The sequence below is a fragment of the Staphylococcus pseudoxylosus genome (assembly GCF_003697915.1).
Lineage (GTDB): Bacteria > Bacillota > Bacilli > Staphylococcales > Staphylococcaceae > Staphylococcus > Staphylococcus pseudoxylosus.
The window spans coordinates 40,604-63,537 of record NZ_RCVN01000010.1; the positions used below are offsets into that span (position 1 = coordinate 40,604).

General features: G+C 33.0%; 14 protein-coding genes and 2 pseudogenes. 1 reads left to right on the forward strand and 15 read right to left on the reverse strand.

What is annotated here, in order from left to right:
• Positions 1-2: 2 nt before the first annotated feature.
• The 8 genes and pseudogenes from D9V42_RS15700 to rbfA form a co-directional block, all read right to left on the reverse strand.
• A pseudogene (locus D9V42_RS15700) lies at positions 3-1,457 on the reverse strand (DNA translocase FtsK); the annotation flags it as partial.
• Between the two features lie 330 nt (positions 1,458-1,787).
• Positions 1,788-2,465 (reverse strand): annotated as a pseudogene (locus D9V42_RS15705) (DNA translocase FtsK 4TM domain-containing protein); the annotation flags it as partial.
• A 308-nt stretch (positions 2,466-2,773) separates the two neighbouring features.
• On the reverse strand, positions 2,774-4,447 hold the full coding sequence (rnjB, locus tag D9V42_RS10040) for a ribonuclease J2 (RefSeq protein WP_122064798.1): 1,674 nt from the start codon (positions 4,445-4,447) through the stop codon (positions 2,774-2,776).
• Positions 4,448-4,861: 414 nt separating this feature from the next.
• Positions 4,862-6,955, reverse strand: a complete 2,094-nt coding sequence (gene pnp, locus D9V42_RS10045) for a polyribonucleotide nucleotidyltransferase (protein ID WP_017724311.1) — start codon at positions 6,953-6,955, stop codon at positions 4,862-4,864.
• A gap of 340 nt (positions 6,956-7,295) precedes the next feature.
• On the reverse strand, positions 7,296-7,565 hold the full coding sequence (gene rpsO, locus D9V42_RS10050) for a 30S ribosomal protein S15 (protein ID WP_017724310.1): 270 nt from the start codon (positions 7,563-7,565) through the stop codon (positions 7,296-7,298).
• Positions 7,566-7,668: 103 nt separating this feature from the next.
• Positions 7,669-8,640 carry a riboflavin biosynthesis protein RibF gene (ribF, locus tag D9V42_RS10055; RefSeq protein WP_122064800.1) on the reverse strand — a complete coding sequence of 324 codons (972 nt, stop codon included), beginning with the start codon at positions 8,638-8,640 and terminating at the stop codon, positions 7,669-7,671.
• A gap of 13 nt (positions 8,641-8,653) precedes the next feature.
• Positions 8,654-9,571, reverse strand: coding sequence for a tRNA pseudouridine(55) synthase TruB (gene truB, locus D9V42_RS10060; protein ID WP_107554845.1), 918 nt, complete (start codon positions 9,569-9,571; stop codon positions 8,654-8,656).
• Positions 9,572-9,831: 260 nt separating this feature from the next.
• Complete coding sequence (gene rbfA / locus D9V42_RS10065) at positions 9,832-10,179, reverse strand: 30S ribosome-binding factor RbfA (protein ID WP_026113574.1); 348 nt, start codon at positions 10,177-10,179, stop codon at positions 9,832-9,834.
• A gap of 610 nt (positions 10,180-10,789) precedes the next feature.
• Between rbfA and D9V42_RS10070 the strand changes: the two genes are divergently transcribed.
• A complete protein-coding gene (locus D9V42_RS10070; RefSeq protein ID WP_122064801.1) occupies positions 10,790-11,662 on the forward strand; it encodes an HTH domain-containing protein in 873 nt (290 codons plus the stop codon).
• Positions 11,663-12,108: 446 nt separating this feature from the next.
• On the opposite strand, the gene D9V42_RS10075 is transcribed toward D9V42_RS10070, so the two are convergent.
• From D9V42_RS10075 to D9V42_RS10105, 7 genes are all read right to left on the reverse strand, one after another.
• Positions 12,109-13,107, reverse strand: coding sequence for a hypothetical protein (locus D9V42_RS10075; protein WP_122064803.1), 999 nt, complete (start codon positions 13,105-13,107; stop codon positions 12,109-12,111).
• Between the two features lie 399 nt (positions 13,108-13,506).
• Complete coding sequence (gene infB, locus D9V42_RS10080; protein ID WP_122064805.1) at positions 13,507-15,639, reverse strand: translation initiation factor IF-2; 2,133 nt, start codon at positions 15,637-15,639, stop codon at positions 13,507-13,509.
• 4 nt (positions 15,640-15,643) lie between these two features.
• On the reverse strand, positions 15,644-15,961 hold the full coding sequence (locus D9V42_RS10085) for a L7Ae/L30e/S12e/Gadd45 family ribosomal protein (RefSeq protein ID WP_101094237.1): 318 nt from the start codon (positions 15,959-15,961) through the stop codon (positions 15,644-15,646).
• Positions 15,958-16,242, reverse strand: coding sequence for an RNase P modulator RnpM (gene rnpM, locus D9V42_RS10090; RefSeq protein ID WP_038678381.1), 285 nt, complete (start codon positions 16,240-16,242; stop codon positions 15,958-15,960). Before rnpM ends, D9V42_RS10085 begins: the two co-directional genes overlap by 4 nt.
• Before the next feature lie 17 nt (positions 16,243-16,259).
• Entirely contained in the window at positions 16,260-17,432 is a 1,173-nt protein-coding gene (gene nusA, locus D9V42_RS10095; protein WP_122064807.1) for a transcription termination factor NusA, read from the reverse strand.
• A 23-nt stretch (positions 17,433-17,455) separates the two neighbouring features.
• The gene (rimP, locus tag D9V42_RS10100; protein ID WP_107551594.1) at positions 17,456-17,923 is read right to left on the reverse strand and encodes a ribosome maturation factor RimP; all 468 of its coding nucleotides are present in this window, start codon (positions 17,921-17,923) and stop codon (positions 17,456-17,458) included.
• A gap of 387 nt (positions 17,924-18,310) precedes the next feature.
• A complete protein-coding gene (locus tag D9V42_RS10105; RefSeq protein WP_122064809.1) occupies positions 18,311-22,627 on the reverse strand; it encodes a PolC-type DNA polymerase III in 4,317 nt (1,438 codons plus the stop codon).
• Positions 22,628-22,934 lie beyond the last annotated feature (307 nt).

Below are 22,934 nucleotides of genomic sequence, written 5' to 3' on the forward strand. Positions count from 1 at the left end.
ATTTACACCTCATCACTATCAATATCCACTAAAATTTGTCTAGGTTTACTACCTTTTTGTGGTCCAATAACTTGATTACGTTCTAAATCGTCCATTAATCTTGAAGCTCGGTTATAACCAATTCTGAATTGTCTTTGTAATAAAGAAGTACTCGCTTTTTGTTGTTCTAACACAAACAAATATGCTTCATCATAAAGTGCATCTTCACTTTTCATTTCTGATTTATCAACTGGTGCATCTGGTTCCATTTCTTTTACATAATTGGCTTTTTGCTGTTCTACGACATAATCAACAACATCTTGTACTTCTTGGTCACTTAAAAAGGCACCTTGTACACGTGTTCTAGTAGAGCCACCGTTAGCAACATATAACATGTCACCTTTACCTAATAATTTATCGGCGCCAGCACTATCAATAATCGTACGAGAGTCGATTTGCGAACTTACTGCAAAAGCTATTCTAGATGGTATATTATTTTTAATCAAACCAGTAATTACATCTACAGAAGGTCTTTGTGTGGCAATAATTAAATGAATGCCGGCTGCACGTGCCATTTGCGTAATACGTTGAATAGCATTTTCTACCTCTTTACCAGCAACCATCATTAAGTCTGCCAATTCATCGACAATAACAACAATATATGGTAATTCAGATTGTTTCTCTTCTAATTCAGCATTTTGACGTCTAATTGCCTCATTATAACCTTCTATATTCCTAGTCGAAGAGTGTTGGAATAAATCATAACGACGTTCCATTTCAGCAACTACTTTTTCTAGTGCTTGTGATGCTTTGTGAGGATTAGTCACAACTGGTATCAGTAAATGTGGAATGCCATTGTATATGTTCAATTCTACCATTTTTGGGTCAATTAACATAAGTTTTACCTCATGTGGTTTAGCATTAAGTAAAATACTTGTAATTATGCCATTGATACAAACAGACTTACCACTTCCTGTTGAACCAGCAACAAGCATATGTGGCATTTTGTTTAATTCGACTGTAATAGGATCACCTGATATATCTCTACCTAAGCCTACTTCTAATTTATTTTTAGCAGGGAATTTTTCATCTAAAACTTCTTTTAATGAAACAAGAGAAATCTTATTATTAGGAACCTCAATACCAACAGCAGAGCGACCAGGGATTGGCGCTTCTATGCGAATATCTTTGGCTGCAAGTGCAAGTGCAATATCATTATGCAAGTTAACAATTTTACTAACTTTAACCCCTTGTGCTGGTTGAATTTCATATTGTGTTACTGCGGGTCCTATTTTTATCTGCGTAACTCTTGCATCGACACCAAAATTCTTAAGCGTCGTTTCCAATAGTTGTCCTTTTTTCTGAACTTCTGCTTTAGAAGTCGCTTTTTGTTTTGCTGGTTGCTTTAGCAAAGTGAGTGGAGGTAGAGTATAGGCTTCATTTTCCACTTCTCCTGCTTCAGAAATTGAATTAATCGCTTCACCTTGTTCACTTTGTTCGGGCTCCATGTCATCTATTTGTTGATCGAGTGATGCCTGATTTAAGTTAGCGTTTTGTTGTATTGCTGTTTGATCTAGCTGTCCTTCTTGATCAAACATGCGCTTAGTACGTTTACCTATAGGCTTTTCTGAGGTTTGCTTGTGGTCATCTTCACTATCACTATGTCCATATATAGGAATAGATAATTGCTGCTCAGATTTTGAACTAGGAATTTCTTTTAAATCGCTAACATCTGTAACATTGTCATCCGATTGTTGCGCTTCAGATCTTGCTTGTTGTTCTGCCTGTTGTTCCGCTTTTTTCTCAGCCTTAACACGCGCTTTAGCTTCTTTTTTCACTTTATTCTGCTTACGACGTTCTTGATAATTTTCCGAAGCATCCTTACCTTTAACTTTCAGCTTTTCAAATAATAACTTAGATACGTCACGATGTTTTTGCTTAAGTAATAAAATGATACTTGAAGCGATTAGTAGTATTGTCACTATAATGATACCCACAATAGATATAAGCGGTATAAACAGTGCTAACAGGTAATGACCTATTAAACCACCACCAAATACTGGAAAATTAGAATGCTCATAAGATTTATATACAAAAGATAAAACTGGTTCACGTTGGGCTTGAACTTTATGTGTAAAGTAAAAGATAATATGAGTAACTAATAGTAAGGCTACTTGTAATACAAAAGCGCCAACCGTACGTCTTGTTTTAGGTAGTGCTTTATAATATGTAATAAAAACTGTACCTATTAAAATAAGAATGTAAGTTAAGAATCTACTTGTACCAAATAAATAATTAAAGAAACTATCTATCATCGTTCCAATAATACCGAGTTGAAAGGCACCTAACGTCACTATTACAAATATAGCGATTGCCACAATATACCTTAATGGACTATCCCCTTGTTTTTTCTTATTGTTAGTCGTTTTCTTTCTTGTATTAGTAGGTTTTCTTTTTGTTGTTTGTCTCTTTTTTGTTTGTGCCAAATTTACCACCTTCTTTTTCAACTGTGCTCAAAATCAGTTTATATATATTCACACATTACTGTATAAAATAAATCATTTCATATTGGCAATAATAATAATTTTATCAGTTAAATATATATAAATTTATGTATGATTAATATTTAATCCTTCCATCTATAATAACATAAAAGAGGTAAGACATTTAACGCCTATAGCTATTTCAAAGGTCGCGTGAATGTCATTTCACTTCAAAACATTCAACCGCATTTTACCTTTCAAAATATTTACCTAAGCGCTTGTCTTAACCTCTTTGTTTAGTACAGAAATTATTAAATTTCAGAAATTACTGGAATAATCATTGGACGACGTTTTGTATTTTCAAATAAAAGTTTGCTAATTTGATCGCGCATGTTTTGCTTGATTTCAGACCATTCGATACGTTTCTCTTGTAAACCTAGTTCAACGATTTCACGAACTTTTTCTTCAGCTTCATTTAATAAGGCTTCACTTTCTCTGACATATACGAAACCTCTAGATTGAATTTCTGGACCAGCAGCGATTCGTCTGTTTTTAGGATCGAGTGTTACAACAGCGATAAAGATACCATCTTCTGCTAACAGGTGACGATCTCTTAGTACAATATTGCCGACATCACCGACACCGATACCATCAATCAGGACATTACCTGAGTGAACTTTTTCATTTAAAATCATTTCTTCCCCATCGTAATTAACTACGTCGCCTTTTTCAACAAGAAAGATTTTTTCAGGTTGCACGCCTGCTTCATTTGCTAATTTAGCGTGTGCAATCTGCATTTTAAATTCACCGTTAACCGGAATAAAGTACTGAGGTTTCATTATATTAATCATCATCTTCAATTCTTCCATGCAACCATGGCTTGAAGTGTGAATCTTTTTACTGTTTGGAATAATCTCTGCACCAGCTCGTACTAATTCATTAAGCGTATTTCCGACAATAACTTCCATATTAGCAGAAGCAGTAATAGCTAAAAATACAGAATCTCCTGGTTCAATATTCATTATTTTGTGCTTTTTCTGAGCCATTTGGCTTAAAGCTTCTACAGGTTCACCTTGCATACCAGTAGCAATAATAATAACTTCATTTTTAGGATAATTCTCAACTTCATTAATCGGAATTAATAAGTCTTTTGATATATCGAAGTACCCCATTTTTCTAGCCGTATTGAAAGAACTCTCCAATGAACGACCTAGGAATGATACTTTTCTATTCAATCTTTGTGCAAGGTTTAAAACTTGTTGAATACGAATAAAATTAGATGCGTAACAAGACACAATCAATCGACCTTTCACTTTTGTAAAGGCATCATACATGTGTGATTCAATTACATTTTCAGGTGTATTGTATCCAGGTTTTTCTGCTTCAGTAGAATCGCTGATTAATGCAAACACACCTGCTTCACCGACTTCAGTCATTTTCTTTAAGTCTGGTGCATAATGACCTTGTAGGCTTTGGTCAAATTTAAATTCACCTGTATATACAATCGCACCGTATGAAGTATGAATGCATACACCTAAACTATCCGGAATACTATGTGTTGTATCAAAGAATGTTACATTAACACCTTTGAAACGCATGATAGATTCGTTATTAACTGTATAATATCTCACTTTTTTATTAATATTACGCGCTTTCATATTCTCTTTAATTAAAGCAATCGTAAGCTTTGATCCATAAACTGGCGCATCAACTTGTTCTAATACATACGTAACAGCACCAATTGCATGTTCATGTCCATGTGTTAAAAAGATCCCTTTTAATTTATCTTTGTTCTCAATAACGTATTGAATGTCTGGTATAACAATATCTACACCTAACATCTCATCTTCTGGGAACATCAAGCCAGCGTCAAGCATGAACATTTCGTCATCTACTTCGACGATATACATATTTTTCGCTATTTCTCCAACTCCGCCGAGTGGAATGATGCGAATATTTTTATTATTTTTCTTTATTAAACTCAAAATGTTACCTCCTATTTAAATTCCCGTCCATATATAAACTCATAATTTATTATAAGTTAAAATAGGCTTTATGTACACTATTAAAGTAATAACTGATATAGCTTAAAAACTTATAAATGTAATCACAATTCAATTAACTTAAATTGTTCATAGAGAAAAATAAGTTTAAATTTCATAATAGTAATAAATATTTATTATAAACCTATATTGTATGGTAATAATTTCATAATATTGTGATTTTATGTATAAATTTATGTTAAAGATGTAATCATAGCCTTTTATATAATAAAAAAGAAACTAGTTTATACTGATTTTAAGCATGCTTTTACAATAGAATTAACGGCATTCTACTATAAAAGCACAAATCAATGACTAGCCTCTAATTAAAAATTCAATGCATATTAGATTTTGATTTTACAACAAGACTTTATGTGATGCATTAACGCGTCCTTGTTTATCAATTTCAGTTACTTTTATTTTAAATGTGTCTCCGACTTTCAACACATCTTCTACTTTTTCAATGCGTTCATTAGCAATTTGTGAAATGTGAACAAGTGCATCTTTACCTGGGAACAATTCAACGAAAGCGCCGTATTTCTCAATACGTTTTACTTTTCCTTCGTATACTTGGCCCACTTCTGCTTCACGCGTGATATCTTCTATAATATTACGCGCGCGATCAATCGCGTCTTTATCAACTGCGCCAATGAATATTGTACCATCTTGTTCAATGTCTAATTTAACGCCAGTTTCATCAATAATTTCATTGATTTTTTTACCACCAGGTCCAATGACGTCTCTAATTTTCTCTGGTTTAATTGTCATAGTTACTACTTTTGGCGCAAATGCGCTTAATTCGTTACGTGGTGTATCGATTGTTTGTAACATATGATCTAGAATTGCAAGACGACCTACGCGTGCTTGCTCTAAAGCTTCTTTAATAATTTCTTTTGTTAAACCATCAATTTTGATATCCATTTGAATAGCAGTAATACCTTCAGAAGTTCCGGCAACTTTAAAGTCCATATCTCCTAATGCGTCTTCCATACCTTGAATATCAGTTAAGATTGTATAACTATCATCGCGTGTTACTAAGCCCATCGCAATACCTGCTACTGGCGCTTTAATTGGTACACCTGCATCCATTAATGCTAACGTAGAACCACAAATTGACGCTTGTGATGAAGAACCATTTGATTCTAAAACTTCACTTACAATTCTCACAGTGTAAGGGAAATCTTTTACATCAGGAATAATATGACTTAATGCACGTTCACCTAGTGCACCATGTCCGATTTCACGACGTCCTGGAGAACGTACTGGTCCCGTTTCACCCACTGAATAGTTAGGGAAATTATAATGATGCATAAAGCGTTTTTGTTCTTCTTCGCCTAAACCATCCAAAATTTGATATTCGCTCATAGAGCCTAACGTTAATACTGAAAGTGCTTGTGTTTGTCCGCGTGTAAATAATCCCGAACCATGTGCTCTCGGCAACACACCAACTTCAGATTCTAGCGGGCGAATTTCGTCCGTCTTACGGCCATCTGGTCTGATTTTTTCATCTGCAATTAATCTTCTTACTTCTTCTTTAACTAAATCATTCAAAATGCTATTAACTTCTTTAATTAAAGCTTCATTGTCAGCATCAGTTTCATCGATAAATTCAGCTGCCACTTTTTCTTTTAAATTATCTAAGTTAATATCACGTTGTTGTTTATCAAAAGTTAAAACAGCATCTTTCAAACCATTCGCTTCAGTCAATTGAGTCACTTTTTCTACAAGTGATTCATCTTTTTCAACAGGAACAAATGCTTTCTTCTCAGGTTGAATATGATCTACAATTTCTTGTTGGAAATTAACTAAACGTTGAATTTCACTATGTCCGAAGAAAATGGCATCTAACATTTCACTTTCAGTTATCTCACTCGCACCAGCTTCAACCATGTTTACAGCGTCTTTATGACCAGCAACTTCTAAGTCTAAACGTGATACTTCTTTTTGTGCAACTGTTGGATTGATAATGTACTCTCCATCAATATAACCAACATTTACACCAGCAATTGGTCCTTGGAATGGAATATCAGAAACACTTAATGCCATTGATGACCCTATCATTGCTGCCATTTCAGGCGAACAATCAGGGTCTGCGCTTAATACAGTATTCATGATTTGAACGTCATATTTATAACCTTTAGGAAATAATGGACGAATTGGTCTATCGATTAAACGTGCAGTTAACGTCGCTTCATCACTTGGGCGACCTTCACGTTTCTTGAATCCTCCTGGAATTTTACCAGCAGCATACATTTTTTCTTCATAATTAACCATTAGTGGGAAGAAGTCACCATCACGCGGCTCTTTTGAAGCTACCGCAGTTGATAAGACAACTGTATCACCATAACGAACGAGTACAGCACCATTGGCTTGTTTAGCAAGTTGACCAGTTTCAATCGTCAATGATCTGTTTGCCCATTCAGTTTTAAAAACTTTTTTCTCTTGAGACATTACAAATCTCCTCTCATATATCTAATAGTACTATCATATCATTTCTTAGAAAATATTTATATTAGTATATTATTTTTTAAAAATGCTCATTTCAAATTATAAAAAAGGAGCAGGACAGAAATCTAATAATTCAAATAAGATTTCATTATCCCACCCCAAGCAAAGATGAGTAAAAAAGCGTTTGAATTCTTGTATCAACACTACTCATATCATAAATTAAGTCGTTTACATTAACAGTAGTATGTTTAACCAATGCTTTTCAAATCTGTCAGTGCCTATATCAAAGTTGAGGCTGAGACATTTAATTATGCCCCAGCCTCTATCAATATACGCCCTAAAATTAACGACGGATACCTAATGATTTAATTAATTCACGGTAACGTTGAACATCTTTTTCACGTAAATAGTTAAGTAAGTGTCTACGACGACCTACCATTTTTAATAATCCACGACGTGAATGGTGATCTTTTTTGTGCTCACGTAAGTGTTCATTTAATGCAGTGATTTCTGCAGTTAATACAGCGATTTGAACTTCTGGAGATCCAGTGTCCGCTTCGTGTGTACGATATTCTTTAATTAATTCATTTTTACGCTCTTGTGAAATTGCCATTGTCAATTTCCTCCTTTAATTTTTATTCGCCTTTATCCGAGCAAATCGTCGGAGTTTCGATGTGCCAAGGTAAAGGTGCTAAAATGTGCTATACACATTCGACTTAAATATTATATGATACTTCATCACCAAAATCAACCGATAACAAGTATTTCGCTTTTTCTTTATCTTTATTCATTTGTTCCACTAACGGATCAATACCATCAAATTTAATTTCAGGTCTCAAATAATGATGCCAAAATACTGTTACGCGTTCACCATAAATATTTTCTCCAAAATCAAATAAATTCACTTCGATGACAACTTGCGCTTTAGAAGGATCATGAAATGTTGGTTTTACCCCTACATTAGCAACCCCTCTATAAATCTGTTTATCAGCACCTATTTCCATGCTAACTGCATAAACACCATTCTTAGGTAATACATAATCACCGCTTGGTTGTACGTTTGCTGTAGGGAAACCAATCGTTCTACCTCGTTTCTCCCCTTGCACAACCGTACCTTTAATACGATAGCGATAGCCTAATTCATCATTAGCTTTTTGTAACTCTCCAGTTTTCAATGATTTTCTGATATCAGTAGTAGAAATTTTTTCAGAATTAATTTCTTGTTTGCTTACTACTGTCGATTTAAATTCAGTCATCTCATCTAGAATCATCATATTGCCTTTGCCGTATTTTCCAAAAGTAAAGTCAAAACCAGCAATGACTTCTTTAACATGATTCTTGATAATATAATCTTGTATAAAATCCTCAGCACTTACTTCTGCAAATTTAGATGAAAAATTAATGACTATACAATAGTCAATATCATAGGATTCTAGAATTTCTATTTTATCTTGAATCGGCGTTAAATAATCAGTTCTCTTTAGTTTAGGATTTAATACAACCGAAGGATGTGGATCAAATGTCATTACTGCCTTCTTTAAATTCGCCGCTTCTGCTTTTTGATTTAAAATATCAAATACTTTTGCATGGCCTTTATGCATCCCATCAAAAAATCCAAAAGCCATAGCAACATCTTCTGTTATATATTGTTCTTCCTGAATTGGATGAGTTACTTCTATCACTTTCATGCGTATTTCTCCTTTAGTTAAACACCTTTTTAGGTTTAATTTCATCTTGTTTTTCTGGATGAGGTTCATAAATTGCTAACACTTTGTGTGTGTGCTCATCTACCATTGTAACCATATCGTCTATATTTTGCTTGAACATTGTTTTTTCAAATTTTTGTCCATTTAAAATTTTAGACTTAATATTTTCTTCTGAAATTATAATTTGTGGTAATCCTTTCAAACCATATTCTATAGGAAATAACTTGTCTTGTAATGATTCATGCTCATGTAATGCTGCTACATCTTTTAAAGTTAAACTGTCCTTAATGTCAAATCCACCACTCTTAGTACGTGTTAACTTTGACATATGTGCAGGTAATTGTAATGATCTACCTATGTCTGTTGCAAGTGTGCGTATATATGTACCTTTACCACATTCTACAATTATATCAAATTGGCAGTTGTTGTTGTCAAAACGTAGTTCAGATGTACGCTTGATTTTATAAATATGCACTTGACGTTCAGGTCGAACAACTTCTTGGTTATTTCTAGCATATTCATATAATTTTTTCCCATTTACTTTGACTGAAGAATACATTGGTGGTATTTGTGTAATAACACCTTCAAATTGTTGGAGTATTGAATCAACATTTTCCGCAGTAATTTCACCATTTAATATATCTTTCTCTTCTATAACATCACCAGTTTGGTCTTCAGTAGTGGTTGCACTACCTAAACTAACTGTCGCTTCATAAGTTTTACCCATTTCCATTATGTAATCACTAACTTTTGTCGCAGCTCCTATACATATTGGTAACACACCAGAAACTTCCGGATCTAATGTTCCAGTGTGTCCTACTTTTTTAGTCTTCAATATTTTTCTCAATTTAAAAACCACATCATGACTTGTCAATCCACGATCTTTAAATACAGGTAATATACCATTATACATTCTTATTTCACCTTCAAAGTCTGTTTTTTTAAATCTTTAATTTCATATTAACATGTAATAAGTAATAAAAAGTTATGTAAAAAGAGCGGGACAGAAATCAAAACTAAATTTGATTTCGTATTCCCGCCCCACAATTTTGTCAAAACATCTAATTAGGCTCATTTAATTAGAATTTAGAAAATTAGTTCGACAAATACGCAAGTTCTAATTTACAGCATGAATATCTCATGCTGTAAGGATGTACTAGTTATTACGAAAGATTAATCTTTCTTATGCAAATCTTGGATCATTCGTTCTATCTTATTACCGTAATCGATTGATTCATCATATTCGAAATTTAACTCAGGAATAATTCTAAGTCTCATTCTAGAACCAAGCTCAGATTTAATAAAACCTTTCGCTTTTTCTAAACCTTTAAATGTGTCTGCTTTTTGTTTTTCATTTCCTAAAACAGTTAGATAAACCGTTGCAATAGATAAGTCATTAGTTAATTGAACTTCCGTAATTGTTAAGAATCCTATTCTCGGATCTTTAACTTTATTATTAGCGATATCCATGATTTCTTGTTTCATTTGTTCGCCTACACGCTCTGCTCTCATATTCATTATATTTCACCTCTCATTGTTTATAAGTCCGTTAATCTTTCCCTTACTTACAGATTATATGACAGTTTATTTCGTAACGTCAAACAAATTTCACTTATTCAGTGCCTAAAATAATATATTGTAATTAGATATCATCGTTGAAAAGATAAATTGTATATTATCAATAAAATCTAAACATCTTATGACAGTTGGGCATAATTTTATTTCCTAACTGTTAAATTATGAAATATTTTTTCATGAAAACGCTATAAATTTCATTTTAAATTGCCTAACTGTTAATTTTTTTGCCTTAGTGTTAAATTTAGTTCAGTAACTCTTTGTAATAGAACATTTTCTCACTATTTATGTGATTAAAAAATAAAATATTACACATTCCATAATTTATAATGGTATACTTCTAGGGAGCGAGACAGTACCTATATATTTTCAAATATATATTATTGCCTTTCCTCAAATGCATGACTTAATTTAATGGTCTTACACATAAATATATGAGCACCTCTCGCTTTAATTAGCAGATTACATGTATATTACTTATGCTTAAGCGCCACTTTACTGGTCGAAGCTTTTTAATAACTCGACCTTATTTTCAAAACCATAGGAGCGTATATTATTGGAGAAACCAGAACGCCTTTTGTACATTTATACACGATTTTTAAACGGAAAAGCATTAAATAAAGAAGAACTCGCACAACAACTCAATGTAAATGTAAGATTTATCCAACGAGACATAAGTGATATAAATAATTTTTTATACGAAGATCAAGAATGGCATGGACTAGAAGGTCAAATTGTATACGACAATACCATAGAAAAGCATCGTTTAAAAATTGATAGGTATAAATTTAAGAATAATAGATTACTTAATTTGATTTTTCGTATGAAAAACTTCACACCTATCATTCATGAAGATACATATAATCTTATAAGAGGGCTAAATGCTAATTCAAACTTAGCCGAAAAACTTTTGTCTAATAAAATGCTAAGTCAATTCAATATACATCGTGAATTTAGTGAATCAACTTTAATTTTCAGAATACAGTTAGCGATTGAAAACAATCATAAGATTTCGATTCAATTACAAAATACACATCTTACAGACATTATCCCTATTTATACACGTTATTTTTCCGATAAATATTGGTTCACATATTTAGCTAACGGAATCATTTATACGCTTGATTTATCTGCTGTAAAAGAAGTAGATCAACTTAACGATGTTTATGATCAATCTGTATTTGAAGATATCAATAGTGTAACGATGCTTATTCAAGATCATATTTGGCCAAAAATTAAACGCCAATTTATCATTGTAAATACGAAATCTGTAGATAATGGACGAATTGCAGATATCATTATTTCAAAAGAAGAATGTATGCACATTGCTTATGAGCATCCAACTCAAATCACATTACTAAAACCTCAACATTATGTCGATGATTTCAAAGCAATTTTAAAATCATTGTTCAACTCTTACAATATTTAAATTAGATAATAAGGAACATATTAACTAAAGCGCTTTAATTAATAGCTAGTGCTAATTTAATTAATAAGCGTCCACTATTTATGGTAGATTAACGATGATTTTTTGGTTTAAATTATAGACAATTAAGCTTTAAAAGATACGTTTATCCAAATGGCAACGTTATGTTAAAAAGATTTTTAAGTTACAAGCGTACGATAATATTCCAAATTCTCCGTTGAACAATCAACAAATGTCATAAAAATAAGAAAACGTCAATTTCTATAATCTCAATAGAAATTGACGTTTGTTCTTTGTACGAGATATTTAAATACTCATCTCTCATATTTATATTTATTATGATCACTAGATGACTCGTATTAATGCAAGTATCCAGGTATTAACGATTTTACTACTCATACATTTATTGATTAATAATAGTACTTTCCTTAGGACACTTTATCCGTGTATTAATGTTGTCTTTCCAATGTATGTTGTAAAGTTTTTATTTTTTCATGAAAATCAGAATTGCCATTTTCACGTGCTATTTTTTGTTCTTGATTCCATTTATAATATTCGATTTTACTAAGTTCCTGCTTTTTCTTAATACGAATACGTTGTTCCCTATAACTTAACACATTACATACTGTAAGATGACGATTTTGCTTCGATGATAGTACGAATAAATGGTCAATTAAATACTGACATAATTCACTATCTGCAAAATTCTTAAATATAGAAATATATAGTTCTTCCTCACTAACGATATAGATTCGTGGTTTATCATCTTTCAACATTTTTATTAATAACTCATAAGTTTTTACTTGTGATGGAAGTTTATGATTAAATGTTAAAAAATCTTTAGGTATACCTGCAGAATGTCCAGTCTGGTATGGAAAGAAATTGAGTACCATAACCCTGTTAGGATCGATATTAAATTGCTTTAATGTCGACGCATTACTATATAAATATTTCACAAACCATCTATGTCTATCTATATAAGGTAAAAATAATTTTTGTCCATCAAACAATAATTTGCCTTTAATGTCTAATAAAATTCTTTTTCTATATTCAATCGCTTCATCATCAGTTAGATTTAGTTGGTATGTTTTAAAATCATTTTCTGGTTGCTTCTTTAATATGACTATATCTGCAGTTTCTGGATTACCAAAATAAGGTCTTGCAATAGCTGGATTTAAATCAGCATTCTCAAATGTAACTCTTTGTCTATTTTTATTTAAAGTAACTTTGCCGTTCGCAAAGTCTATCATTTTTTTAAACCTTGGTATGTCAGTAAAATTATCTCCGAAGTGTTCTTGAAAATAAGCATAATCCATAGGATGTAAAAACGCTGTTGTATCATTATTTTTAATAATTGCCTTTAATGTTGATTCGTCATAAATAGAGTTATACTGACTAAAATATTGTTCCCAAAATTCATTTATATCTTTTAAATATTCACTCATCATTTATAACCTCCCATTTAACTTGATTATAATTAAAAGGATAGACAACTATTGTCAGCCCATCTCAACAAGTGCATATTTACAATAATTTTTTAATCTAATTTACAACTATAAATAGGTATATAATTTATATAAATTAATACGTCAACATTTGCAAGATTCAATTTTTGTATTTTATTATTGTTCAAAAAAGAAAAGTATAAGCATGTGTATTGTACATAATCTAATTTTATTTAATTGTTAAAATTAACAGCCTTTTTTATTAATTGTTTACAGAATATCACTGGAAATTAATTTAAGAAATTAGGACAAAAAAACAAAGCAAACAACGTAATAAAAGTTTGCTTTGTTTCTAATATATAAGTTTATTCCCAAAAAGAAAATATCATAAAAGCTTAAAAGTTATCTTTTAATTTCAACCATTTCGAATGCTTCAATAATGTCGCCTTCTTTTAGGTCATTGAATTTTTCAACTGTTATACCACATTCATAGCCTTGAGCTACTTCTTTAACATCATCTTTGAAACGTTTTAATGTGTCTAATTCACCTTCGAATTGTACTACACCGTCTCTGATTACACGAACACCAGCATTACGTGTGATTTTACCATCTATCACATAACTACCAGCAATCGTACCTACTTTAGAAACTTTGAAAGTCTGGCGAACTTCTGCTTGACCAATAACTTTTTCTTCAAATTCTGGATCTAGCATACCTTTCATTGCAGATTCAATTTCTTCGATAACGTTATAAATAACACGGTGTAAGCGCATATCTACGCCTTCATTATCTGCAGCTCGTTTCGCACCAGTATCAGGACGTACATTAAAGCCGATAATGATACCATTCGAAGCATTAGCAAGTGTAACATCTGATTCATTAATCGCACCTACTGCAGTATGAATAATTCTTACATTTACGCCTTCAACATCTATTTTCATTAATGATGCTGCAAGTGCTTCTACTGAACCTTGTACATCACCTTTGATAATTACGTTAAGATCTTTCATTTCACCTTGTTTCATTTGTTCGAACAGGTTATCTAATGAAACGCTCTTACTTTCTTGACGCTGTTGCAACACATTTGCTTCATGACGCGCTTCACCAATACGTCTTGCTTGTTTTTCATCTTTGAAGACAACAAATCTATCGCCAGCTTGTGGTACATCATTGATACCAGTAATTTCTACAGGTGTAGAAGGGCCAGCTGACTTAATACGTTGACCTAAATCGTTGACCATAGCACGGATTCTACCATAAGTGTTTCCTACTACGAGTGAATCTCCAACATTAAGCGTTCCGTTTTGAACTAATAATGACGCAGATGGTCCACGTGATTTATCCAATTCAGCTTCAATTACAGTACCTACAGCATGTTTACTTGGATTTGCTTTTAATTCTTGAACTTCAGAAGTTAGGACAATCATCTCTAGTAAGTCTTCAATACCATCTCCGCTTAAAGCTGAAAGTGGTACGAAAATTGTATCGCCACCCCAAGCTTCAGGAATTAAACCGTATTCTGTTAATTCTTGCATTACACGGTCAGGATTGGCTGTTGGTTTGTCAACTTTGTTTACAGCAACAATTGTAGGTACTTCTGCTTCTTTAGCATGGTTAATCGCTTCAATTGTTTGTGGCATTACACCATCATCCGCTGCTACTACTAAAATTGTAATATCAGTAACTTGGGCACCACGAGCACGCATTGTTGTAAATGCCGCGTGACCTGGCGTATCAAGGAAAGTGATTTTTTTACCATCATTTTCAATTTGATATGCACCGATATGCTGTGTGATACCGCCTGCTTCACCAGCAGTTACTTTAGTATGACGAATTGAGTCTAATAATGTTGTTTTACCATGGTCAACATGTCCCATGATTGTAACAACAGCTGGACGTTCAATTCCATTTTCTTCATCAGCTTCATCTTCAAAATAAATTGATAAATCTTCTTCATCAATGATAACTTCTTTTTCAAGTTCTACACCATAATCATCTACGATTAATTCTAATGTTTCATCATCTAAAGATTGATTAATGTTAGCCATTATGCCTAGTAAGAATAATTTTTTAATAATACCTGATGAATCTATATTTAATTTCTCAGCAAGTTCACCTACAGTGATACCATCATGATACGTAATTTTAGAAGGTATTTCCTTCGGCTCTTCTTGTTTAGGTTGTTTAGTATTTTTATTGTTTTTATTATTGTTTTTATTATTGTTCTTATTATTTTTGTTATTATTTTTGTTATTTTTCTTGTTGTTTGGTTTATTATTTTGATTACCTTTGTTGGCTTGGTTGTTTTTATGATTCGTCGTTGATTGTTTATTTTGAGCACTTTTCTGCTCTGATTTAGCAGCTTGCTGTGCTTGTTCTGGTTTATAAATTTTATCTAAAGCCTTAATTTGGTCGTCTTCTAACGTTTGCATGTGGCTAGTTACCTCAACGTCCATTTTAGCTAACTCATCTATAATATCTTTACTTTTTAATTTTAAATCTTTTGCGTATTCGTAAATTCTTTTTTTACTCATATAGTCACTCCTTACGATAGTCATCAATCATTGACAATAACTTTTTAGCAAAGCCTTGATCAGTGATTCCAATGTTTACACGTTCTGCTTTCCCTAAAGCTTGTCCTAATTCAGCTCTCGTTCCAAATATGCGTAATGATATATGGTAACTTTCACATTTGTTCTGTATCACTTTAGTTGTGTTATCAGAAGCATCTGTTGCAATGATTACGAGCTTTAACTTGTTCTTTTTTAAATCATTTAAAATGACAGATTCACCTGTTTTAACTTTTCCAGCACGCATTGCTAAACCTAAAAAATTTACGATGTTCTCCTTGGTCATTTAGGAATCTCTTCACGATAAATAAGACGTATAATTTCTTTATAAACAGGTTCTAGTGTTTCAGCATCAGCTTTATAATATTTTTCTAATACACCTTTTTGCTGTGCCTCTTCTACTAATTTAACATCTTTTGATACATATGCACCACGACCTTGTTGTTTTCCAGTTGCATCGGCAAAAATTTCGCCTGCTTTATTTATCACAACTCTTATCATATCGTTTTTCGGATGCATTTCATTTGATAGTATACATTTACGCATTGGAATTTTTTTCTTTTTCATAAAGTAATCACTCCAATTTATTTTTCAGTATCTACATCTTCTTCAATGATTTCGCTTGTAGTATCCTCAGAATGTGCTACTTCTGTATCAACTGTTTTTGAAGCCGTATCAGTTTCTTCAATGATACCTTCGTCTGTTGGATAAACCCCTGCTTCTCTTGCATCAGTTTCAGATTTAATATCAATCTTCCAACCTGTTAATTTTGCAGCTAAACGAGCATTTTGACCACGTTTACCAATTGCTAATGATAATTGGTAATCTGGTACGACAACAATTGTAGATTGGTTTGCTTCATCAACAATAACTTGTAAAACTTGTGATGGACTTAAAGCATTTTTAACAAATACCTTTGGATCTTCGTTCCATTGAACGATATCAATTTTTTCTCCACCAAGTTCTTCTACTACAGCCTCAACACGAGCGCCTTTAGCACCTACACATGCTCCGACTGCATCAATATCAGGATTGTCAGAGTGTACACTGATCTTAGAACGATCTCCTGCTTCACGTGCTACAGATTTAACAATTACTGTACCGTCAAATATTTCCGGAACTTCTTGTTCAAATAAACGTTTTAATAAGCCTGGGTGACTTCTTGATACATAAATTTGTGGACCTTTTGTAGTTTGTTCAACTTTGTTTACGTATACTCTAATTCTTTCATTCGGAATATAGCTTTCATTTGGACTTCTTTCCGCTTCAGATAAAACAGCTTCAGTACGTCCTAAATTCACATAAACATAGCGATGATCTACTCTATCAATTAAGCCTGTTACAATATCATCTTCTTTATCGATAAATTCATCATATAAAATTTCACGCTCTGCATCACGTAAACGTTGCATCACAGCTTGTTTGGCCGCTTGAGCACCCACACGTCCGAAGTCATTTGGTGTAACATCTTCTTCATAAATATCACCAATTTCATATGCAGGGTTTTTAACAAGTGCAGTACTTAAATCAATTTCTTCTCTATCATCCATTGATTCTTCTACAACTTCTTTACGTGCGATAACATGAAATGTACCATTATCCATATTTAATTCAACACGTACGCTTCTTGCGCTATCATAGTTCTTTTTATAAGCAGTGATTAAAGCTGCTTCTATAGCATCAACTAACACTTCTCTAGGAATCTTTTTTTCTTTTTCTAAGTACTCAGTTGCTAATAATAATTCATTACTTGACACGACTTATCATCCTCCTTATCACGTTATATCATTACAGCATGACGTGCTTTAGCGATCTTACTTCTTAATATTTCAACTTGTTTTGTTTTTGACTTATCCTTAACTTCCATAGTTATCGTTTCGTCATCAACAGATTTTAAAATACCCAACCATTCTTTAGAACCTTCAATTGGTGCATATAAAGATACAAAAATAGGTTTTGATACAGCATTATGGAAATCTTTTTCTTTTTTAATTGGTCTTTCTGCACCTGGTGACGCAACATCTAAGTAATACATTTCTTGAATAGGATCTTCTGCATCCATAACTTCGCTGATTTTTTCAGAAGCTAACGCACAATCATTTAGGTCTACGCCGCCTTCTTTATCAATAGATACTCTTAAAAAATGGTCTTTTCCTTCTTTTGTAAACTCAACTTCTACTAATTCAAAATTTAAGTCATTAAGGACAGGTTGAATAATTGCTTCAACTTGTTCAGTTATTTTACTCATGCTGACCTCCTTTTTTGGCAAATAGAAAAGAGCGGGTAATATGCCCACTCTTCCTGCCTGAGTCTAATTTTTTAAGCACTGTTATTATATCATATGTTTATTTTCTATACAAATAACTATATTTTAAAAATCCCGTAATGACAAGCCAGTCACTTTGTTGTGCTATATTTTATACGTTTAAAGTATTTTTTTTTATTGAAGAATTGTTTCAAATAAATCGTGATTATGTTTTAATCACGATTTATTTGAGTACACTATTAAGCTCATGTCATATGATTCAAAAATATAAACATTTAGTCACTTAAGTGTATTTTCAAAGTATAAATATCTCTACAAACTTATTTTAACTCATGATACTATTGGCTTTTGTATTTATAATGCAACACGTTACATGTCAAAAATAGAAAGTTGCGCTTTGTCTGGTAAGTTAGGTAATGAGCCTAATTCATCCAAATATTCGATTACTTTTTGTGATAAACCAGCTTTCTTATTTAAATCTTCTTTAGACAAGAATGGCCCTTCCTCACGTGCTTCTACTATTCTTTGTGCAACATTTTCTCCAAGACCTGGAACAGATATAAATGGTGGGATTAAAGTATCACCTTCAATAATAAATTCGAAGGCTTTACTCTTTTCTAAACTAATTGGTTGCATACGATAACCTCGTTGAGCCATTTCATTCATAATTTCCAGGACAGTTAATGTATCTTTTTCCTTTTTAGCTAAATCCATATATCTTGAATACATGTCATTTACTGTATTACGAATGCTCTCTTTATCTTTAATCATTGAAATCAAGTCAAAGTCAGAGGCACGCACTGTGAAATAACTTGCATAATAATACAACGGATAATGAACTTTGAAATAAGCAATACGTACCGCCATCAATACATAAGCGGCAGCATGTGCTTTAGGGAACATGTATTTAATTTTTCTACAAGAATCTAAATACCAATCTGGCACTTCATTATCGACCATAGCTTCAACCATATCGTCTGTTAGTCCTTTACCTTTACGCACAAATTCCATTGTTTTGAAGGCAAGTGATGGTTCTAAACCGTTATACATTAAGTAAACCATAATGTCATCACGACAACAAATTACGCTAGCTAGGTCACATTTTCCAGAACGAATTAAATCTTGCGCATTACCTAGCCATACATCCGTACCATGAGAAAGACCAGAAATTCTTACAAGTTCTGAGAATGTCGTAGGCTTTGTATCTTCTAGCATTTGTCTAACAAAGCCAGTACCAAATTCAGGTACGCCAAATGTGCCCGTTTTACATAGAATTTCTTCTGAAGACACACCTAAGGGTTCTGGTGAACTAAATATACCCATTGTTTCTTTATCATCAACTGGAATCGTTTTCGGATCAATACCAGATAAATCTTGCAACATACGTATCATCGTTGGGTCATCGTGTCCCAGAATATCTAATTTTAAGACATTATCATGAATGGAGTGGAAATCAAAATGCGTCGTCATCCAAGATGAAGCTTGATCATCTGCAGGAAATTGGACCGGTGTGAAATCATATATGTCCATATAATCTGGCACAACTATGATACCACCTGGATGTTGTCCTGTTGTACGTTTAACCCCAGTACAACCTTTTACTAGTCGATCAATCTCAGCACCTCGTTTATGGATACCTTGATCATTTAAGTAACCTTTAACAAAACCAAATGCAGTTTTTTCAGCAACTGTACCTATCGTTCCAGCACGAAACACTTTATCTTCTCCGAAGAGTTCTTTTGTATAATTATGTGCTTCTGGCTGGTACTCCCCACTGAAGTTCAAGTCAATATCTGGTACTTTATCTCCTTTGAATCCTAAGAACGTTTCAAAGGGAATATCTTGCCCTTCTTTAATTAAGTCACAGCCACAAGATTCACACTTTTTATCAGGTAAGTCGAAACCAGAACCAACTGAACCATCATCAAAGAATTCACTATTTTTACATTCAGGACAAATATAATGCGGTGGCAATGGGTTTACTTCTGTGATTTCTGTCATTGTTGCCACAAAACTTGATCCTACTGAACCACGTGAACCTACTAAATAGCCATCATTTAATGATTTCTTTACAAGTCTCTGTGAAATTAGATAAATAACTGAGAATCCGTTTCCGATAATACTTTCTAGTTCTTTTTCTAAACGATCAATAACGATTTGAGGCAAGTCTTCCCCATATAACGCTTTGGCGTTATTATAACTCATTTCACGAATCTCATCGTTTGCGCCTTCCATTCTTGGCGTATACAATTCATCTTTAATGGGTACAACACGTTCAATTTTATCTGCTAATTCATTTGTATTTTTAATAACCAGTTCATAAGCTTTTTCTTCGCCTAAAAAATGTAATTCATCTAACATTTCATCCGTTGTTCTAAAATGTGCCTGTGGTAAAGTAGAGCGATTTAATGGATTACCTGGTTGTGATGCAATTAAAATTTTACGCGCAATTGCATCGTGTTCGTTTAAATAGTGCGCGTTGCCTGTTGCAATTACAGGAATATTATTAACATCTCCCGCTCTAATTAAACGATTATATATTTCATGTAATGTTTCATTATCTCTCACAAGTTCCCTATCGATTAAATCTTGATAGAGTGCTGGAGGTTGTACTTCAATAAAATCATAGTATTTAGCAATTCGTTCTACTTGGGATTGGTCTTTTTGCATTACTGCGGTAAAGACTTCACCTTCATCACAAGCTGAACCTACGAGTATCCCTTCCCGATGCTCATCTAGTAGTGAACGTGGAATTCTCGGCGTACGATAGTAATATTGAACTAACGAAGCACTTACAATTTTAAAGAGATTTTTCAATCCTTCTTGGTTTTGAACAATCAGCGTAACATGGTTAGGTCTCGCACGTTTATACGCGTCCTCGTTGGTTAAAGAAGTATTGATGTCTTGGTGATTATGAACACCGAGCGCTTCTAATTGTTTCAACATTTTTATAAACATATATGCTGTTGCTTCAGTATCATAAATAGCTCTATGGTGTTGCGTCAATTCCACACCATATTTTTTAGCTAAGAAATTCAGTCCATGCTTACCATATTCAGTATTAATTGTTCTAGATAATTCTAATGTATCAATAACACCGTTTGTAGAAGCACCTATACCTACATGTTCATAGCCCGTATCAATGAAGCCCATATCAAAGGAAGCGTTATGAGCAACAAAGATTGCATCCCCAACCCATGATTTAAATTCTGTTAACACTTCTTCAATTTCTGGCGCATCTACTAACATATCATCAGAAATATGTGTTAAATTTTTAATCGTTTCTGATAAACGTTCATGTGGGTTACTAAAACGTTCAAACTTATCTATGATTTCACCGTCTTTAACTTTGACTGCGGCAAGCTCAATAATCTTGTCGTATTGGTTAGATAATCCTGTCGTCTCAACGTCAAACACAACATAGGTTGCTGTTTTCAAATTGCAATCTTTAGGTTTATACGCTATTGGCACTCCATCATCTACAAGCATGCCTTCCATGCCATATATCATTTTAATTCCATTTTTTTCTGCTGCCGCGTGTGCATCTGGAAATGCTTGGACAACGTTATGATCCGTAACAGCAATAGCTTTATGCCCCCATTTAGCAGCTTGGTCTACATATGTAGAAATATTGGGAATACCATCCATTTGACTCATTGAAGTGTGCAAATGAAATTCTACTCGTTTTTCTTCAGCTTTATCTTGCTTTGTTGCTTTTTTAATTTCTTCTATGTCTGACATCATCATAACTAAATCTCGTACGAAAGTATCTTCTTCTATTCTACCTTGTGCACGCACCCATTTCCCTACACTTAAAGCTTTAAAATGTGCTAAGTCATCTTTATTTTTACGTGTGAACATTTTTAATACGAGAGAATCTGTATAGTCTGTTACCTTGATTTCTACAATGTGTCGGCCGCTTTTCAACTCTTTGAGATTAATATCAAAAATGACACCTTCGACTGCTACTTTAAACTCTTCTTCAATAATAGAGTCAATTGTACGTACATTCTCAATTTGAATTGGCTTACCAATTTGACATTTTGAAACAGAACTTTCGTTATTATCTTGTTGTTTCGCTTTTTCAGCTTTCATTTTTTCTAATTTTTCCGTTGCTTCACGCGCACTCTTTTCATCTTCTTCTTGTATGTGTGCCTCTAGTGATGCTAAATCACCATCGTTTACTGCACTATCGGTTTCAAAAACAACTTTACTTATGCTAAATCCACACTGTTGATATGCTGCAATTAAACTACCGTTACAAGTTTTATCAAAATGATCGCGTTCAACATCGTTTTGACACATCACTTTTAAAATATCTCCAGACATAATTAAACGCTTCTGTTTTAATTGGCCTTTAACTTTCGGTGATAATTTTGTTTGATCAATACAATGGCTAAAGTATTTAATAGCATATTCATCTTGGTTAGCTTTATCTTTTATCGTAATATTACACTTCACCTCAGCAATTGATTTAAATTCTTCAGTAATTGCACTTGTGAAAAGTAAGTAGTCTTCTATTGCTAAAAAATATGGGAACGTGATTTGAAATACCCATGAACGATCCACTGTTTTAACGTCCACGCGTGTTAATTCACTTTTGGTTAATATTTCAGAATCCAAATGCTCTGCGATTTTAATTTGGTCAGCTAGGATTTTAAACTTTTCCTCGTTTGTCATTGACATGACGATAACCACCTTACTATTAATTACACTGTTTTACTTGTATATTATTAATTACATTTTATGACGGTGTATGTATTATTTTTCATTCTCTCTATTATAACTAATTATATTCGAAATTCTAATAGTTCAACTTATAGGATGCAATGCATCATTTTTACCAACAAATAAATAGGAGCGGGACAGAAATCAAAATTTTAAATTTGATTTCATATGCCCGCCCCACAAGACTGAATAAGTATTTAAAAATCTTGAAACCACTATTTTAAATACTAAACAGCTACTGTGTATGCTCAAACCTATACACATC

Coding starts and splice junctions, on each gene's coding strand:
- rimP (WP_107551594.1), bottom strand. CDS start 17,923: ATGAGTAAAATAACTGAACAAGTTGAAGCAATTATTCAACCTGTCCTT.
- rnpM (WP_038678381.1), bottom strand. CDS start 16,242: ATGAAAAAGAAAAAAATTCCAATGCGTAAATGTATACTATCAAATGAA.
- infB (WP_122064805.1), bottom strand. CDS start 15,639: ATGAGTAAAAAAAGAATTTACGAATACGCAAAAGATTTAAAATTAAAA.
- ribF (WP_122064800.1), bottom strand. CDS start 8,640: ATGAAAGTGATAGAAGTAACTCATCCAATTCAGGAAGAACAATATATA.
- truB (WP_107554845.1), bottom strand. CDS start 9,571: ATGTATAATGGTATATTACCTGTATTTAAAGATCGTGGATTGACAAGT.
- D9V42_RS10085 (WP_101094237.1), bottom strand. CDS start 15,961: ATGACCAAGGAGAACATCGTAAATTTTTTAGGTTTAGCAATGCGTGCT.
- pnp (WP_017724311.1), bottom strand. CDS start 6,955: ATGTCTCAAGAGAAAAAAGTTTTTAAAACTGAATGGGCAAACAGATCA.
- rpsO (WP_017724310.1), bottom strand. CDS start 7,565: ATGGCAATTTCACAAGAGCGTAAAAATGAATTAATTAAAGAATATCGT.
- D9V42_RS10105 (WP_122064809.1), bottom strand. CDS start 22,627: ATGTCAATGACAAACGAGGAAAAGTTTAAAATCCTAGCTGACCAAATT.
- D9V42_RS10075 (WP_122064803.1), bottom strand. CDS start 13,107: ATGATGAGTGAATATTTAAAAGATATAAATGAATTTTGGGAACAATAT.